Raw genomic sequence first — 15695 nt, 5'->3', positions numbered from 1 at the left:
ATCGGACACGCGGGACCTCGGTGAGAGTCGATCTTTGGCGGACCGTCTCTTCTACCGAGGTCCCGCACCCAATCTGATCATCTCCGCACCCTCGGCGTGTCGCCCGAGCCGCCCGGCCCCGCTACTGGGAAAGGCTCACTGCCTGCCCGGCAGCAGGCCAAACGGGAAATGAACGTCGCCCACATGGAATCGATCGTCGACGAGAACTCGTGGGAGGCAGGCTTCCTGCTGGAGAACATCGACGACCCGGCACCCGGCGACGAACGGGAGGAAGGCGGGCGGTAGCCGCACGACCCGCTAGACTTCACCGCCACAACGGGCGGGCACTCCGGTACTTGCCACCGGGTTGCCCGCCCGTTCTGCGTCGGCCGCATCGAGGTGCCGCACGACGCGACCGCACGACGCGGAGCCCGACCCTGGAGGCTGGCACCGCTGCACGGCAACGAGGGGCCCGGTTCCGGCCCCGCGGGCGACGGTCCTGGAGGCCGGAGACGCCCCGACGGGACCGCGGACGCCCGACGGCGAGCGGGCGTGGTCCTGGAGGCCATCCCGGCTACCGCAGCCGCTCCCAACTCTGCGCGTTCTGCGCAATTCCTCCAGGAGTAGTTCAATGGCATATGCAGATATCGTCGACCGGGTCGGCGCGGCCGGTGAGATTCCCAAGCAGATCGGCGAGATCATCGTCGGGGACGTACGCACCCGTTCCACCGTGATGCGGCTCGGCAATCTCGTACCGACCAGCACGAAGGACAGCCGCGTCCCCGTTCTGAGCGAAGCACCCGACGCGTTCTTCGTGAGCGGAGACGTCGGACTGAAGGGGGTCACCAAGGCCGAGTTCAGTAACGAACCGCTCGTCGCCGAGGAGATCGCCGCGATCGTGGTCATCCCCGACTCGGTGATCGCCGATTCGGAATACGACCTGTGGGCCGTGATGCGGCCGACGATCGTTCGCGCCTTCTCGCGACGGATCGACCGTTCCGCGCTGTTCGGCGAAGGCGCGCCGGCATCGTGGGGCAGCAGCCTCTACGCCCACGCGCTGGCGGCCGGGAACTACGTCGCCCCGACGGCCGACCCGGTGGCCGACATGCTCGGCGCCGCGGAGGTCGTGTCGAATGCCGAAGCCAACCCGACGGCCGCCGCGGTGCGTTCCGGGTGGCAGTTCAAGGCATCCGCCACGCGTTCCGACGCGTTCACCGGAAGCCCGGTCGGCGCCACCCAGGCAATGCCGCTGATGGTCGCAGGAATGCCGATCGCCACAGATCCGGTGTACTGGGACCCGACGGCCGCGGAAGTGATCGTGGCCGACTGGTCGAACGTCCTCGTCGGCATCCGGCAGGATATCCGGTTCGAACTGTTCAATACCGGTGTGCTCCAGGACGAAACGGGCGCGATCGTGACGAACCTGCTACAGCAGGACAGCACGGCGGCCCGCGTGACAATGCGGATCGGATTCCGATTCGTGAAGCCCGTGAACGCAGCCGGCGCACCCACCACGGCGGCCGCGATCGTGCTCCCCGCAGGCCACGCCTACGCGAGTTGATCTCGGCGTAGAATCGAGGGTGCAGCACGGCATCGGTACCGCCATGAGAGGCCCGTGCCGGGCTGCCCCTCCACCTCGGGGAGGTGAACAGCCCCCGTCGACGTGCGTCCCGCACGATCCGCGTCGACGGGGGCTGTTCTGCGTCCGGAGGGGGGCTCGACGGTCAGCTCGACGCCCACCGTGCCGCTCGACGGGCACCTCGACGGGCACCGGCAGCTCGACGGCCAGCTCGACGGGCACCTCGACGGGCAGCTTGGCGGCCAGCTCGATGACTTCCTGAGCTGGGATAATGCTCTATTCGTCCATTCATGGACGTGATCGACAAATAGTCCCAGAGCCGTCGGCGGTGTGAGCGGCAGCACGGACCGGTATTGAGCGACCCCCCGTCGAGGGGTTACCCCTCCCCCTCCACCCCGGACTGTCGTCGGGCTCAGGGTGCGAGCCGCAGCAGGACGTTCGGTTGCCGGGGCCTGAGATCGCCGTAGACCGGCCGTCGCGTGTCGGGCGTCCCCCGAGTGGCCGCGCGTGCCCGTGACGCACCCACTGGCGGTCTCAGCACCCGGCGAGCGCTGGCACCCGACCTGAGTAGCCGCCGCATCCGCGACAGAAGTAGAGCTTCGACGATCAGCCGCGTGGCGCGGTGCTCTCAGTCCATGCCGAACCGTTCCACCAGCGCAGGAGGTCGCCGCGCTCGGGGTCCGGGTACCAGCCCTGCGGTGGCGTCACCGGCCCGGGCTGCGCCGGTGCAATCTGGCTGCCGGACGAGAGCGTCGCCACGTCGCGGATGCGGGCCTGCTGGTTCCTGTGCCACTCGGGACTGCCGACCGGCGCGGGGTCGGTGCGGGCCTCCGCTGTGGGCGATCAGGTAATTCCCCAGGGGCTGTGATCAGGTAATTCCCCAGGTCTGGTCCGTTGTGGACAGCCTAGCTGGTGGTCGTGGAGGCCGTGGGGACGGCGCGCCCGGGTCTCTTGCGGGGTCGGTAGCTGGCCCCGTTCATGAGCAGTTGGTGGCTGTTGTTGATCAGTCGGTCGAGCAGGGACTCGGCGACGACGGGGTTCGGGAACAGCGGATACCAGTCCACCGGGCTGCGGTTCGAGGTCAGGATCAACGAGCGGCCGGAGCGTTCGTTGATCAGTTCGTAGAGGTCGTCGGCCTGGGCGGGGGTGAGCTCGCGCATGGCGAAGTCGTCGAGGACCAGGACGGCGGGTCGGGCGAGCTCGCGTAGCCGTCGGGTCCAGGTGCCGTCGGCGTGTCCGCCGGCGAGTTCGGCCAGTGCACGGCTGGTCTTGATGAACCGGGCCTCGGCGCCGGCCCGGATCGCGAGGTGCGCCAGGGCTTGCGCGACATGGGTTTTGCCGACCCCGACCGGGCCGTAGAGGATCACCGACTCGCCGGCTTGGAGCCAGCGCAGCGCGGCCAGGTCTCGGATCTGCGCGGCGGGCAGTTTCGGGTTCGCGGTGAAGTCGAACCCTTCCAGGGTGAGGGTCTCCTCGAACCTGGCCCGGCGGGTGCGGCGGGCGATCGAGGTGGTCTCGCGCCGCGAGATCTCGTCGTGGCAGAGGACCTGCAGGAACTCCAGGTGTCCGAGTTCCCCGGCGCGGGCCTGGGCCAGGCGGGCGTCGAGGGTCTGCAGCATCCCGCCCAGCTTCAGCGCGCGCAGCGACGCGGTCAGCGCGTTGTTGTCGATGATCGGCGCGCTCGTCGGGGTCATGGGGTGCGCCGTCCGGTCGCCGGCGGCCCGGCCGGGCCGCCAGGGTCGGGGTCGGGGTCGGGATCGGGGTCGAGCCGGGTGAACAGCCCGGCCTTGCGGTGCAGGAACTGCGCGCGCGCCTCCGGGTCGGTGTCACGCCCGCTGGTGCGCAGGTCGGCGAGGTGGCGCAGGAACTCAGCGATCTCCCCGGCGGTGACGGGTGCGGCGGTGGTGTCGGTGGAGACGAGCAGCGCGGGGTCGCTGGTGGCCAGGTCCGACGCAGTCGAGGCGGTCGGGTCGGGGCTCATGATGCGTCCTCGCTGCAGGCCGACGCGGTGGTTGTCGCGGTGATGGTGACGAGCGTGGAGACCGCGGTGGGTGCGTCCGCGACGGCCGGGCCGGTGACGGTGGGCAGCGGGATGACGTCGGCGAACAGCTGCGTGGGCCCGTGTAGGTGCGCCGCTGCTCCGGCGTCACCGCTGGGTCGGGTCGCGGGAGCGGTCTCGGTGCCGGCGGCGAGGATGCCCTTGATGGTGCGGTAGGACGGATCCCCCGCCGTGGTGGCCTTCGCGCAGGCCGCCTCGAGCCGGGCCGGGTTGTGCCGCTCGGCCAGCCCGATCACGCCTTGAGCGGCGCGCAGCCGGAACAGCGCGTTCTCCGTGAGCAACTCCTCGATCACCGCGGCGCAGGCCGGGCCGATGCCGGCGGCCTGACGGCGACACCAGACCGGGGTGCGCATGTGGAAGGCGATCTTCTCCGGCGGGTAGTCGCCAAGATCGGTCTGTTTTCCGCGGTCGCGGCGCGGATGGGTCTTGACCAGAGTCCCGTGGTGGAACAGCTGCACCATCGACTCCGTGGACCGGACGTCGAGGCGGTCGCCGATGTGGCGCCACGGCACCGAGTAGAGCGTCCCCGCGACCGACGCGTGGATGTCCGGGCCGACCCGCGCGGACGACCAGGTGGCCAGCACGAACGAGCCGGTCGGCAACGGTGCCAGCGCGTCGCGCTCGACCGCGTCGAACACCGCGGCCGGGGCCGCACCGTCGAGCGGTCGACACGCCCGCGCCCCGGCCACCTCGACGCACCAGACCAGCGCGGCGGCGCGCATCTCGGTCAGCGAGCCGAAGTCCCGGCCCCGCCAGAACGAGTCCCGAACATAGGGCATCGGCCGTTCCACCTGCGGTTTGTCCTTCGGTTTGAACGCCCGCGCCGGGTCGACGAGGGTGCCGTAGTGCGCGGCCAGTTCCGCATACGACCGGTTGATCTTCGGGTCGTAGAGGTCGGGCTTGTCGACCCCGGTCTTCAGGTTGTCGGGCACCAACCGGGCCGGGACGCCACCGAAGAACGCGAACGCCTCCACGTGCGCCGCGGTCCACTCCCGCTGATCCATCGACACCGTGGGGCGCACGAACATGTGCCGCGAGCACGGCAGCACCATCACGAACGCCCACACCGTCCGCCGGCGCCCGGTCGCCGGATCGGACCACATCCCGAGCCGGCCGTAGTCGATCTGCGCCTCCGATCCCGCGGGCGGGCAGTCACGCAGCACCGTGACCTGGGCGCGGCGCGCCTCCTCGGGCAGGTTGCCCCGCACCCACCGGCGCACGCTCGCCACCGACGCGGTCACGTCGTGCTCGTCGGCGAGGCGCTGGTGGATCGTCGCGACCGTCACCCCCGCCTTCAGCTGGACGGTGATGTAGTCGCGGTGCGGCTCGATCCCCGGCCAGGACGACTGCCGCAGCCGGCTGTCGACCAGCCCCGGGAACCACCCGGTCGCCAGCGCGCGCCAGTCCGCCTCGGCCATCGGCGGCCCGCCCGGCTCGATACCCACCGCCCGCGCCGGAGCGGTGTACTTGCGCACTGTCTTGCGATCCACCCCGAGACTGGCCGCGAGCTCGTTCTGCGACCGGCCCGCGTACCAGTGGGTCAAGATCTCCACGATATCGATCATGTCGAAGGTCCTCCTCGCCAACGCCTCGCTCCTCGCCTCGCTGCAGGGCAACGAGGCCGGAGCCTGTGGTCTTGCGAGGACCAGACCCGGGACCGACACGCACGCGCTCCCCGTGGGGAATTACGTAATCGCCGGGTGGGGAATTACCTGATCGTGAACCCCTCCAACCTGGGGAATTTCATGATCGCCGACACCTCCGCGCGGATTCGGTCCAGCTCGGCCTTCCGCTGCTCGTGGCTACCGGTCGGCACCGGAGCCTGCTGTGCGGCGAACCGCGCTTCGCGGTCCTGCTGCTCGGCCCGCTCCTGCTCGGCCATGATCCGCGTCTGTTCCCGCAGCTCCTTGAGCTGTGCCTTCGCGACGCGCTGCTTCTTCGAGCTGCCCCGGACGAGTCCCGCTGTACCGATCATCAGCGACTTGCGGATCAGGCCCATGGTGCGCTCCCCGACGACGTTGAGGGTGTCTTAACTGCTTCGCGCGGCCGGTTCGTCCCGTTACGCCGCGAGCAGGATCGTCTCCGGAGGGGTGTCGAGCACCAGCGTGACCCGCCGCGACCTCCCCGTCCCGGGCCAGCGCCTGCACCGCGCACCACCCGCAGGATCCAGCCAGGAGCGCCAGAAGTGCAGGTCGCGCAGGTCGAGCCCGCCCAGCAACGTCGAGCACGTCGAGCAGTCGCCCGTTCAGGTCGCGCACGTCGAGTGCCGCTGAAGCACGTCGAGTGCCGCGGGCGCAGGCCCCGATCCTCGCCTTATGAGTCGCATTGTTGATCTTCACAAGATCGGCAACTCGCGGCCTGTGCCGAGTGTGCCGAGTTCCGGGAAACCTTCCGCGTAAGGCGGCTTCTAGCAAAAGTTCCCGGCAACTTGGCACACTCGGCACAGCAACCCGTTTGCGCTGGTCAGGCGACTGCGGCCGAGCCGGCAGTGTCGTCGGCTGGAGTGCGCCAGCGGACGCCGGACCACACCCACGGCTGCGACGGGGCCGTCGCGGGAGCGCTCTGCGGCATCGTCCAGCCCGGCGACGTCGCGGGCCGTCGGGCGATCCCGGCGACGTCGCGCGTCCGGCGCTGCGCGACCCCGTGCCGCTGCGACAGGAAGTGCTCGGCGAACCGTGGCCCGAAGGTCTCGCGCGACCACGCCCGGTGGCCGTTGGTGATCAACCATCCGCCGAAGTCGTCGAGCAGATCGGCCGCCGAGATCATCGCCGCCGGATCGGCGACCAGGCGTTCGCTCCAGTAGGCCAGGATCCGATCCGCGGTGCCGCGCCATGCGAGCGTGTCGGCCGTGATCGTCGGCGTCACCGCGAGCGCGGTCGGGCCGTCCCGGGCGACGCGTAGGGCACCCTCGACGGCCCACGTCACGGCAGCATCGTGCTGGCCTTCCCCGCCCCGCCGAAGCCGCGACTTCAGCCCGGGGTCGCCCGCGCGGTCGGTCGGCCGGTCGAGCGGTTCCCCGGGCTTGCGGAAGGTGTAGGGGAATCGGAGCAGGGCCAGCCGACGCCATGTCCCGTGATCGGTCTCGTTCACGACCGGCACATAGTTGGTCGTCACGAACAGCGAGTGCGACGCATCGAACTCCATGTTGTCCCTGTAGACCGCGCGGGCCCGGATCCGGCCGACGTCCTGGATCCGCTTGATCATCGTGACGTCGAGCGCGCGGCCCTCGGTCATCTCCTCGGCGATCAGCAGGCGTTTCCCGCGGAGATCGGCCATCTCGGTGGAATGTTCGCCACCGCGGTTGGCCGCTACCAACTTGGCTGACGCGAGCGAACCGTAGTCGCCCAGCGCGGGTACCAATCCGTCGGTGGTAAGCAGGCTCTTTCCGTTCTCGCCGGAGCCCTGGAGAACCGGCATGATCCCGTCGGGCGTCGGGTGCCCGGTGATCGCCTGCCCGATCCTCGCCTGAAACCACTCCCGCTCGGGAGCGGGTAGCGACTCCAGCGCTTTCGCCCAATCCGGGTGCGTGAACCCGGATCTGTAGTTTCCGCGGGTGATCCTAGTCATCAGCAGATCCGGCCGGGGGTGTTCCGCGATATCACCTGTCATCAGGTCGACCACGCCCGTAGGCGTGTTCAGTAGGAGGGGAAAGGCATCATACGACGCATCGTCCGTGTAGATTCCGCTGATTCCGCGACACAGTTTGACGATGCTCCCGATTCGACCGGCGCTCTGTAGTGTCGTGAGACGCTTGACGATATCGGCCCGTTCCGCCGAGATCGACGCGAGCCGTGCAGCTTCCGACAGCAGCCCCAACAGCCATGCGCGGATATGCTCGACGGGCACCGCTTCATTTGAATCGGCCCACCGGGTGCCGTCCCAATGACGCCAGTGCGCGCCCGGCGACCACCGGAATCGGTTTCGCAGCACCCGTTCGGCTACCACGCAGGAAAGGTCCGTATCGACGGTGTGCATGCGCTGTATGGCGAGCAGATCCTCACTCGCCTGTGTCGGTTCCGGATTCCTGGCCATGTCAGGCAACCTCTCCGGCGCCGAGCCGACGCCACTGATCGGTCCACAGCGACAGGTCGGTTGCGACGAACTCGGGGTCGCGGTGCCGCATGCGTCGGTGGTCCCCGTGCAGCTGTCCGGCGAACACCGAGTCGAGCGACTCGTTCCGGATCATCGGACGGAACTCGGCGGGCAGCGGCTCCACCGGCGGTACCCACGCGAAGACCAGCAGCACAGCATCGGGATCACGGACGCCCGGCCGGGGTGGGCCGTCGAGCCGCAGCGGCAGACCCTCCCCGATGACGTCGCGCGCCACCTCGGCGAGCAGAGGTAGATCGCCATCAGGGCCGACGTACGGCTCGACGGTGAACCGCGGAGAGCCGTCGGGCGAGCGCCACGTGCGCGGGCGATCGAGCCACCCCGGGCGGTACGGCACCGACGCGGCCCGGGTCCAGCACCCTGCCGCGGGAGGGGGCGCGCCGGAGCCGACGACCTGATACGGCGCCCAGCACATGCCTTCGATGTCGTCGGTCGGGCACCCCTCGGCCGGGTGCGGCTTCCCGTTCGCGGTGAACCTGCGCACGACCTCCATGAACCGATGCACGTCGCCCGGGGCGTGCTGGCCGCAGAACGAGCGCAGGGTGAGCGGCAGGCCGTACAGGCGCTCCAGCCCGGTCGCATCGGCCACGGCGTCGTCATAGAGATCGGCGCGTCCGTGCAGGTCGTCGAGCCGGTCGAGTTCGGCGTCGTTCGGCGCAGGGTCCCCGGGCGGGTGCACGCGGACCAGGCCAGCCCGGTCGATCGGGTGCTCCGCCAGCGGCACCGCACCGGCCGGGCCCTCGACGACCGCGAGCAGATCGAGCGCCGCGAGCTCACCGAGCACGACCGGCCGCACAGCGTGCCACGTCGGTTGTAGCCACTCGTCGCGCGGCTCGGCCAGCGTCGTCGCCCGAATCCGCAGCCGCAGCGGCTCCAGCACCTCAGCCACGTCGGCACGCTCCGCGTCGCCCGGCCGCAACGCGTCGACGTCAACGCCCGGAAGCGCGCCGAGCAGCGCGTGAGCCGCCCGTCGTCGGACCACGCGATCACCGGCGAGGATCGCCGCGTAGGTGCACCCCGGACACGCGCCAGGCCGATGAGGGGCGGGCGGCAGCGGCCAGCACCCGATGTGCGTCGCCGCGCACCCGGTGCAGTCGGATCGGTGCCCAGTCGGCGTCGAGCAGCGCGGACACCTGCGCTCCAGGTTTAGGGGCCCCCCGCACTGCTCGCACGGCCGCACGTGATCGGGCAGGCGATCCCAGGAAGTACGGTGCCCGCCCGCCCACGCCGCGCGTTCCAACGGCCCAGGGTCGTCGCGGTCGGCCAGCTCCCGGACGACGGTGCCCCGGCCGACCGGCGGGGCGAGATCGAGCCGGTAGCGCGCCTGATCGACGAACTCGGCCACCGGCACCCACAGCCGATCCTCGGCCAGCGTGCCGAGCCACCGCCGCAGCGGCTCCCGTGCGCTGGCCAGCAGGCGCTCGGCAGACGATCGGCTGCACCGACGCGAACGACGTCGAGCCGGTGACGGGTCCGCGGTCACGCGGGTATAGTTATCCCTGGTCATCAGCCGTGACCCTTTCGAAATGTACGGCGAACGGCACCCCCGACCCTGCTTCCGGTCGAATAGGGGGTGCCGTTTCGCATTCGCGGAAATGGCGCGGTCACCGGGTGGTCGAGTCGGTGCGCCGATCTCACGCGGCCGTGCGGTTGCCCTTCGGCGTCATCGGCCGGACATGGTCGCTCGACGGTGCCAGCAGCGCACGGAGCAGGACGCGCTGTTCCGGGGTGAACTCCGGGGCCTCATCGACGATCCGCTCGACGTAGGCGGCGTATTTCTCGGCGTTCACGCGACGCTGTCCGTCGCCCGGCGGCCCGACTCCGCGGCGCGCTGCTCGACGATCCAGCGCTCGACATCCGCACTCGCGTAGAGCACGCGCCTGCCGACGCGGAAGGACGCGGGACCGCGGCCGACGTGCCGCCAGTACCTCACGGTCTCAGGACTGGTCCGCAGCGTGCGCGCGACCTCCGCCGTGGTCATGAACTCGTCCATCACATTGCCTCCATCTGCGTTCAACGTTGACAAGTCTGGCACATAGTTGGCAGGGTCAACCATGACACATGGCGTTTTACTAGTTGGCGAGGTTGCTCGATGGTATGGATCGGCACGTCCAAGGTCCGGGGTGACAACCGCGGTCAAGGGCCGGTGCGGCTCGGCGACACGCTCGTCCCGCGGACCGCTCACCTAGAGATGGTGGGCGACGACGGCGGCCCCGACGGTCTCGTGCGGTGCGAGATCCGAGACGGTCGACCGGAGGTCGTCGAGATCACAGTGAAGGTCAAGCCGGACGGGCGCGGCATCCGCAGCGCCGACATGGCGGTGTTCAACCTCGACAACCTGGCCGTCAACATCTTCGGCCACGTCGCGGAGCCGATCCAGACGGCCCCGGCGGAGGGGCAGTTCGCGACGACGTGGCCGCCCACAGAGACGCAGGCGTGGGCGATGCGGAACGACCTCCACCGCGCCCGGACGGCCCCGCGGGGGGCTCGCGGTCCGTCGCGCGAGGAACTGGAGGAGGTTGCACGGATCTACCGGGAGCACGTCGCCGACGCGCCGGTGAAGGCGGTCGCTGCGCTGCTCGGGGCAACCGAGCGAACTGCGGCGCGGCGCGTCCAGCAGGCACGCGCAGCAGGACTGCTGCCACCGACCACTCGCGGACGGAAGGGAATCTGACGTGGCGAGCATCCAGAAGCGCCCCGACGGCCGTTGGCGCGCCCGCTACCGGGACACGGACGGCCGCGAGCACGCGCGGCACTTCACGCGCAAGGTCGACGGCCAGCGGTGGCTCGACGAGGTGACGGCGTCGGTCGTCACCGGTCAGTACGTGGACCCGAAGGCCGGCCGGGTCACTTTCCGCCAGTACGCCGAGAGCTGGCGTGCCGCGCAGGTCCACCGTCCGTCCTCGGCCGCGCACGTCGAGACGATGCTTCGTCGCCACGCCTACCCGGTGTTCGGCGACCGCGCGGTGAGCAACGTACGGCCGAGCGAAGTGCAATCGTGGGTGAAGGGCCTCGCGCTTGCGCCGTCGACTGTGCACGTCCTGCACGGCATCGTTTCTGCCGTATTCCGTGCGGCCGTCCGTGACCGGATGATCACCGTCTCGCCCTGCGATTCGACGAAGCTCCCCCGCAAGGTGCGGACGAAGGTCGTTCCCCTCCCCGTTGACGCCGTTGACGGGCTCGCCGACGCCGTACCACCCCAGTACCGGGCGCTCGTCGTGCTGTGCGCTGGCACTGGGCTCCGGCAGGGTGAGGCGTTCGGTCTCACCGAGGATCGGGTGAACTTCCTCCGGCGCTCCTTGGAAGTCGACCGTCAGCTGATCGGAAGCGTGAACGGGCGTGCCAAGTTCGGACCGCCGAAAACGGCCGCCAGCATTCGTACGGTGCCGCTTCCGACCGTGGTCGCGGAAGCACTCGCCGAGCACCTTCGCATCTACGGGGCCGGTCCTGACGGACTCCTGTTCGTCGGAGACAACGATGTGGCGCTGCGTCGCCCGTGGTTCTCGCGCCACGTGTGGCGGCCTGCCGTCGCTGCGGTGAAATCGGCCCCTGCGGGCACGGGCATGCACGATCTCCGGCACTTCTACGCATCGCTGCTCATCCGGCACGGCGAGTCCGTCAAGGTCGTTCAGGCGCGGCTCGGTCACGCGACGGCGGCCGAAACGCTGGACACGTACTCGCACCTCTGGCCGGACTCCGACGACACCACGCGGGCGGCGATCGACTCCGTTCTCGGCAAGATCAATCGAGATGCGGACTCACTGCGGACCGAAACAAGCCCCTGACCCGATTCAGGCAGGTCAGATCGATGAGGTGGGACGAGCTGGCCTGTAAGCCGGATCCTGTTCCCGGGCGCCTCGCGGCGCACCGTTCGGCGACCATCCATCTAGGCCTGCCGTCGCCGGCAGACTCGTGCGACCTACCCGCAGGCTCGGACGGGCCGCCCTCGAACGCCTGCGCAGCCCCTTGCGGGGCCTCTTGGTCTTGCTCCGGGTGGGGTTTACCGAGCCACCCCGGTCACCCGGGGTGCTGGTGGTCTCTTACACCACCGTTTCACCCTTACCCCCGACTCGCGTCGGGGGCGGTCTGTTCTCTGTGGCACTGTCCCGCGGGTCGCCCCGGGTTGCCGTTGACAACCACCCTGCCCTGCGGAGTCCGGACTTTCCTCGGCGGCGACTCCGCCCGATCCTGCTGGGCGCAACCGCCGACGCGGCCGCCCGGCCAGCTCGTCCGCGCCGAGAGTCTACGCGGGCGGCGACGTGGGGTCCGATCAGGTCCGGGTGCGCCACGTCCAGCACGACGCGGGAGCGGTCGCCCGGGCCGGCGAGGGTGAGCAGCACGACGATCAGGGTCCGGACGGTTCTGGACATCGGGGCCTCCACGGCGGGCACGCGCCTCGCGTGCACCCTGAGTGACGCCCGACGGCCTCTCAGGTCGTCTCGGTGCCGCACCGCCAGCACCGGTCGGCGGTCGCCTCGCCGTCACCGGTGGGCATCGCACCGCACTCCGGGCAGACCTGGTCGAGCCAGCACACGGGGTCGCCGCCGTCGTCGCCGTCCACGGGTCCAGTCTCCCCCTGGGCGGGCGGGTCCGCGGCCCCCGGCATAGCGTCAGCGCGTGATCGACGCCTCGCCGCTCTCCCTGGCGTTCCTGCTCGTCGCCGGGCTGCTGGCCGGGGCGGTGAACGCAGTGGCGGGCGGTGGGTCGCTGCTCGTGTTCCCCGCGCTGCTGGCGGTGGGGTTCCCGCCGCTCGCCGCCAACGTCACCAACTCCGTGGCGCAGTGGCCGGGCTACCTCGGTCTCGTCGTCGGGGCCCGTCGCGACCTCGCGGGCCAGCGGCGGCGGATCCTGCGGACCTCCGCGGTCGCCGCCGCCGGATCGGCGCTCGGGTGCGCGCTGCTGCTCGTGCTGCCGGACGCGGTGTTCGAGACCGTGGTGCCGGTGCTGGTGTTCCTGGCCAGCGCGCTGATGGCGCTCGGTCCGCGGCTGCGGCGCTGGATCGGCACGCCCGACGCCGGCGCGCCCGACCGCAACGCCGCGCTGCTGCCCGCCGTGTTCGTCGCCGCCGTGTACGGCGGCTACTTCGGCGGCGCGCTGGGCGTCATCCTCATCGCGACGCTGTCGCTGTGCGCCCACGACCGCCTCGTGCGGCTCAATGCGCTCAAGGGGATGCTGTCGCTGGTGGTCGCGACGGTGACGGTGGTGATCTTCGCGATCGGTGCCCCGGTCGACTGGCTCGCGGTGGCCCTGCTCGCCCCCACCACGCTGGTCGGCGGCTTCCTCGGGGCGAAGGTGGCGCAACGGCTGCCCGAGAACGTGCTGCGGTGGGCGGTGGTGCTGCTGGGCGTCGCCGTCGGGATCGCGCTGCTGCTCAGCTGATCTGCAGCCCCGCCCACAGCGCGACGACGGCGGCGACCAGCCCGGCGGGCACCGTCAGCAGGCCGAGCGCGACGAACTCGCGCGCCGCGGGGGCCGCGTCCGTACCGGCCAGCACGCGGCGCCACAGCAGCGTGGCCAGCGAGCCCACGTAGGTGAGGTTGGGGCCGACGTTGACGCCGATCAGCGCGGCCAGCACCAGCCCCGGGTGCGGGGTGTCGCCGAGCACCGTGAGCAGCACCAGCGTGGCCGGGATGTTGTTGAGCAGGTTGGCCAGCAGCGCGGCCAACGCCGCCAGCCCCAGCAGCCCGGCCAGCGTCGGGGCGGCCGGCACCAGCGTGGCCAGGGCGGCGCCCAGGCCGTGCGCCGTCACGGCCTCGACGACGACGCCCAGCGCGAGCACGAACAGGCAGAACAGCGGGTCCGCGGCACGGACCAGCGCGACGGGCCGGACGCGGCGGGCGACCAGCGCGCGCCCGCCGAGCACCAGCGCGCCGGCCAGCGCCACCCACACCGGCTCGACGCCGAGGAACGAGGAGACGGCGAACCCGGCGAGCGTCGCGGCCAGCACGGCGAGGGCGGCCCGCGGCGGCCGCGCGTCGAGGATCGGCGGCGGATCGGGGACAGGTGGCGGCACCCCCGGTCTGGCCACGCCGTGCAGGTCGGCCGCGGGGAGGGCGACCGGCCCGCGGCCGGGACGCAGGTCCGACCGGAACCACCAGCGCAGCACCGCGTACTCCACGACGATCACGATCATCCAGGGCAGCGCCATCAGCGCGGCGAAACCGAGGAAGGTCAGACCGGACGCGGCGAACGCGAGCAGGTTGGTCAGGTTCGAGACCGGCAGCAGCAGCGACGCGGAGTTGGCCAGGTGCGTGCAGGCGTAGACGTGGGGCCGGGCCCGGACGGCGAGCAGCCGGGCGGTGGCGAGCACGACCGGCGTCAGCAGCACCACGGTGGCGTCCAGGCTCAGCACCGCCGTGGTGACCGACGCCGCCACGAAGGTCAGTCCCAGCAGCCGGTGCGGGCGGCCGTGGCTGCCGGTCGCCAGGCGCGCGCCGAGCCACGAGAACACCCCGTCGACCTCGGCGAGGTACCCGAGCAGCAGGATCGCCGCCAGGAAGGCGATGGTCGGCCCGAGCTCGACGAGCCGGTCGACCGCCGCCCCGGGGGCGGTCAGCCCGAGCAGCAGCGCGATCCCGGCGGCCGGGACGGCGGCCACGGCCTCGGGGAGCCCGCGTGGCGGCGCCAGCGCGAACACGAGCACGACCGCCAGCAGCAGCGACGCGGCGACCGCCGGGCCCGCCCCGTCGAGCACACCGACCGTCACCCCGCGCGCCGCTCAGGCGACCGCGGTGGCGCTCCCGTCCCCGTCGACCTCGGCCAGCCCGAAACCGGCCAGGTCCAGCACGAACCCGCGCACGCGCATCCCCGGCACCAGGAACGGGTTGCGGCGCAGCAGGGCCATGCCCTCCCGCACGCTCTCGGCGGGATCGGCGAAGGTGTGACAGCGCCAGTCCGGCCTCGACCCGGTCCGCTCCACCAGCTCCGCGGCGAACTCGTCGTCGGTGAAGGTGCTCAACCCGCAGCCGGCGTGCTGCACGATCAACACGTCGCGGGTGTCGAGCTTGCGCTGGCTGATCGCGAGCGACCGGACGACGTCGTCGGTGACGACACCGCCCGCGTTGCGCAGCACGTGCACCTCCCCCGGTGCCAGCCCGAACAGCCGGTACACGTCGATCCGGGCGTCCATGCAGGTCACCACGACGGTGTGCAGCGCAGGCCGGGCCGGGAGGCCCTCCGCACGCGACGCCGCAGCCTGGCGTCCGACCGTCCCGTGCCGCTCCAGCAGTTCCTCCATCGCCGACACCCGCTGTCCTCCCTCCGCGCGGTCCGGTCGGGCCGCAGCCCGGTCGACGATAGCCGCAGTCCGCGCCGGGGACCCCGGCAGCGCCGTCAGCCTGCCGGGTGGTGGCTCGTGTCGTTGACCAGCCGGACGCTGGCGCCGCCATCGGGGTAGAGGTCCACCTGCGAGAGACCGGCGAGGTCCAGGTGCAGGCGGTAGAGGATCTCCGGGCCGCCGCGCAGCGCGTCGCGCAGCAGCATCTTGATCGGCGTGACGTGGCTGACGACCACCACCGTCTCCCCCGGATAGGCGGCCAGGATCGCGTCGCGCTCGGCCCTGATCCGGCCGGCCACGGTCTCGAAGCTCTCCCCGCCCGGCGGTGCGACGTCCTGGCTGCCCAGCCACAGCGCGTGCAGCTCCGGGTCGCGCCGCTGGGCCTCGCCGAACGTGAGCCCCTCCCAGGCGCCGAAGTCGGTCTCGATCAGCCCGTCGCGCACCTCCAGCGGCGCGTTCGTGGACTCCGACACCGCGGCGGCGGTCTGCCGTGCCCGGCGCAGCGGCGAGGTGAGGACGGCCGCGACCTCGCCCGCCGCGGCCAGGCGCACCGCCGCCCCCGCGGCCTGCGCGTGCCCCAGCGCGGTCAGCTCCGGGTCGCCGTGGCCGGAGTAGCGGCGCCCCACCGAGAGCTCGGTCTGCCCGTGGCGCAGCAGCAGCAGCCGGGTGGGTTCGCCGACCTGTCCGGTCCA

At 71.4% G+C, this 15695-nt stretch carries 18 protein-coding genes, 1 other RNA gene and 1 pseudogene; 5 read left to right on the top strand and 15 right to left on the bottom strand.

Annotation, left to right across the window (positions count from 1 at the left end; translation table 11 throughout):
* Positions 1-610: 610 nt before the first annotated feature.
* Together Q1K26_RS05495 and Q1K26_RS05490 are read left to right on the top strand one after the other, a co-directional pair.
* Complete coding sequence (locus Q1K26_RS05495) at positions 611-1540, top strand: phage major capsid protein (protein ID WP_300008081.1); 930 nt, start codon at positions 611-613, stop codon at positions 1538-1540.
* Between the two features lie 102 nt (positions 1541-1642).
* On the top strand, positions 1643-1858 hold the full coding sequence (locus tag Q1K26_RS05490) for a hypothetical protein (RefSeq protein WP_300008080.1): 216 nt from the start codon (positions 1643-1645) through the stop codon (positions 1856-1858).
* A 306-nt stretch (positions 1859-2164) separates the two neighbouring features.
* Here the strand turns inward: Q1K26_RS05490 and Q1K26_RS28670 are convergent, their stop codons facing one another.
* From Q1K26_RS28670 to Q1K26_RS05445, 10 genes are all read right to left on the bottom strand, one after another.
* Positions 2165-2266 carry a DUF2510 domain-containing protein gene (locus Q1K26_RS28670; RefSeq protein WP_363320425.1) on the bottom strand — a complete coding sequence of 34 codons (102 nt, stop codon included), beginning with the start codon at positions 2264-2266 and terminating at the stop codon, positions 2165-2167.
* A 197-nt stretch (positions 2267-2463) separates the two neighbouring features.
* On the bottom strand, positions 2464-3252 hold the full coding sequence (gene istB / locus Q1K26_RS05485) for an IS21-like element helper ATPase IstB (protein WP_300008077.1): 789 nt from the start codon (positions 3250-3252) through the stop codon (positions 2464-2466).
* Entirely contained in the window at positions 3249-3539 is a 291-nt protein-coding gene (locus Q1K26_RS05480) for a hypothetical protein (protein WP_300008075.1), read from the bottom strand. Before Q1K26_RS05480 ends, istB begins: the two co-directional genes overlap by 4 nt.
* The gene (gene istA, locus Q1K26_RS05475) at positions 3536-5182 is read right to left on the bottom strand and encodes an IS21 family transposase (protein WP_300008073.1); all 1647 of its coding nucleotides are present in this window, start codon (positions 5180-5182) and stop codon (positions 3536-3538) included. Before istA ends, Q1K26_RS05480 begins: the two co-directional genes overlap by 4 nt.
* A gap of 143 nt (positions 5183-5325) precedes the next feature.
* The gene (locus Q1K26_RS05470; protein ID WP_300008071.1) at positions 5326-5616 is read right to left on the bottom strand and encodes a hypothetical protein; all 291 of its coding nucleotides are present in this window, start codon (positions 5614-5616) and stop codon (positions 5326-5328) included.
* A 60-nt stretch (positions 5617-5676) separates the two neighbouring features.
* On the bottom strand, positions 5677-5835 hold the full coding sequence (locus Q1K26_RS05465; protein WP_300008069.1) for a hypothetical protein: 159 nt from the start codon (positions 5833-5835) through the stop codon (positions 5677-5679).
* A 245-nt stretch (positions 5836-6080) separates the two neighbouring features.
* Complete coding sequence (locus tag Q1K26_RS05460) at positions 6081-7649, bottom strand: phage/plasmid primase, P4 family (RefSeq protein WP_300008068.1); 1569 nt, start codon at positions 7647-7649, stop codon at positions 6081-6083.
* Position 7650: 1 nt separating this feature from the next.
* The gene (locus tag Q1K26_RS05455) at positions 7651-8616 is read right to left on the bottom strand and encodes a hypothetical protein (protein WP_300008066.1); all 966 of its coding nucleotides are present in this window, start codon (positions 8614-8616) and stop codon (positions 7651-7653) included.
* Between the two features lie 745 nt (positions 8617-9361).
* A complete protein-coding gene (locus tag Q1K26_RS05450; RefSeq protein WP_300008063.1) occupies positions 9362-9517 on the bottom strand; it encodes a hypothetical protein in 156 nt (51 codons plus the stop codon).
* The gene (locus Q1K26_RS05445; protein WP_300008062.1) at positions 9514-9720 is read right to left on the bottom strand and encodes a helix-turn-helix domain-containing protein; all 207 of its coding nucleotides are present in this window, start codon (positions 9718-9720) and stop codon (positions 9514-9516) included. Before Q1K26_RS05445 ends, Q1K26_RS05450 begins: the two co-directional genes overlap by 4 nt.
* A 99-nt stretch (positions 9721-9819) precedes the next feature.
* On the opposite strand from Q1K26_RS05445, the gene Q1K26_RS05440 reads away from it, so the two are divergent.
* Positions 9820-10401: a hypothetical protein gene (locus Q1K26_RS05440; protein WP_300008061.1), complete on the top strand. Its 582-nt coding sequence runs from the start codon at positions 9820-9822 to the stop codon at positions 10399-10401.
* A 1-nt stretch (position 10402) separates the two neighbouring features.
* Positions 10403-11512 (top strand): site-specific integrase, encoded by a 1110-nt coding sequence (locus Q1K26_RS05435; protein WP_300008060.1) that lies wholly within the window; start codon positions 10403-10405, stop codon positions 11510-11512.
* A 30-nt stretch (positions 11513-11542) separates the two neighbouring features.
* Here the strand turns inward: Q1K26_RS05435 and rnpB are convergent.
* Positions 11543-11956: RNase P RNA component class A (gene rnpB / locus Q1K26_RS05430), an RNA gene on the bottom strand.
* 200 nt (positions 11957-12156) lie between these two features.
* On the bottom strand, positions 12157-12288 hold the full coding sequence (locus tag Q1K26_RS05425; RefSeq protein WP_300008059.1) for a hypothetical protein: 132 nt from the start codon (positions 12286-12288) through the stop codon (positions 12157-12159).
* 56 nt (positions 12289-12344) lie between these two features.
* Between Q1K26_RS05425 and Q1K26_RS05420 the strand changes: the two genes are divergently transcribed.
* Positions 12345-13106 carry a sulfite exporter TauE/SafE family protein gene (locus Q1K26_RS05420; protein WP_300008058.1) on the top strand — a complete coding sequence of 254 codons (762 nt, stop codon included), beginning with the start codon at positions 12345-12347 and terminating at the stop codon, positions 13104-13106.
* On the opposite strand, the gene Q1K26_RS05415 is transcribed toward Q1K26_RS05420, so the two are convergent.
* The 3 genes and pseudogenes from Q1K26_RS05415 to Q1K26_RS05405 form a co-directional block, all read right to left on the bottom strand.
* A complete protein-coding gene (locus tag Q1K26_RS05415; RefSeq protein WP_300008057.1) occupies positions 13099-14433 on the bottom strand; it encodes an SLC13 family permease in 1335 nt (444 codons plus the stop codon). The genes Q1K26_RS05420 and Q1K26_RS05415 overlap by 8 nt on opposite strands.
* A gap of 12 nt (positions 14434-14445) precedes the next feature.
* Positions 14446-14964, bottom strand: a complete 519-nt coding sequence (locus Q1K26_RS05410) for a carbonic anhydrase (RefSeq protein ID WP_363320424.1) — start codon at positions 14962-14964, stop codon at positions 14446-14448.
* Between the two features lie 95 nt (positions 14965-15059).
* Positions 15060-15695: pseudogene (locus Q1K26_RS05405) on the bottom strand (histidine phosphatase family protein); the annotation flags it as partial.

Origin of the sequence: Pseudonocardia sp. (genome assembly GCF_029263155.1) — a bacterium.
Classification (GTDB): domain Bacteria; phylum Actinomycetota; class Actinomycetes; order Mycobacteriales; family Pseudonocardiaceae; genus Pseudonocardia.
The sequence above is the reverse complement of the archived record's forward strand: the minus strand, read 5'-3'. Positions and strand labels throughout refer to the sequence as shown.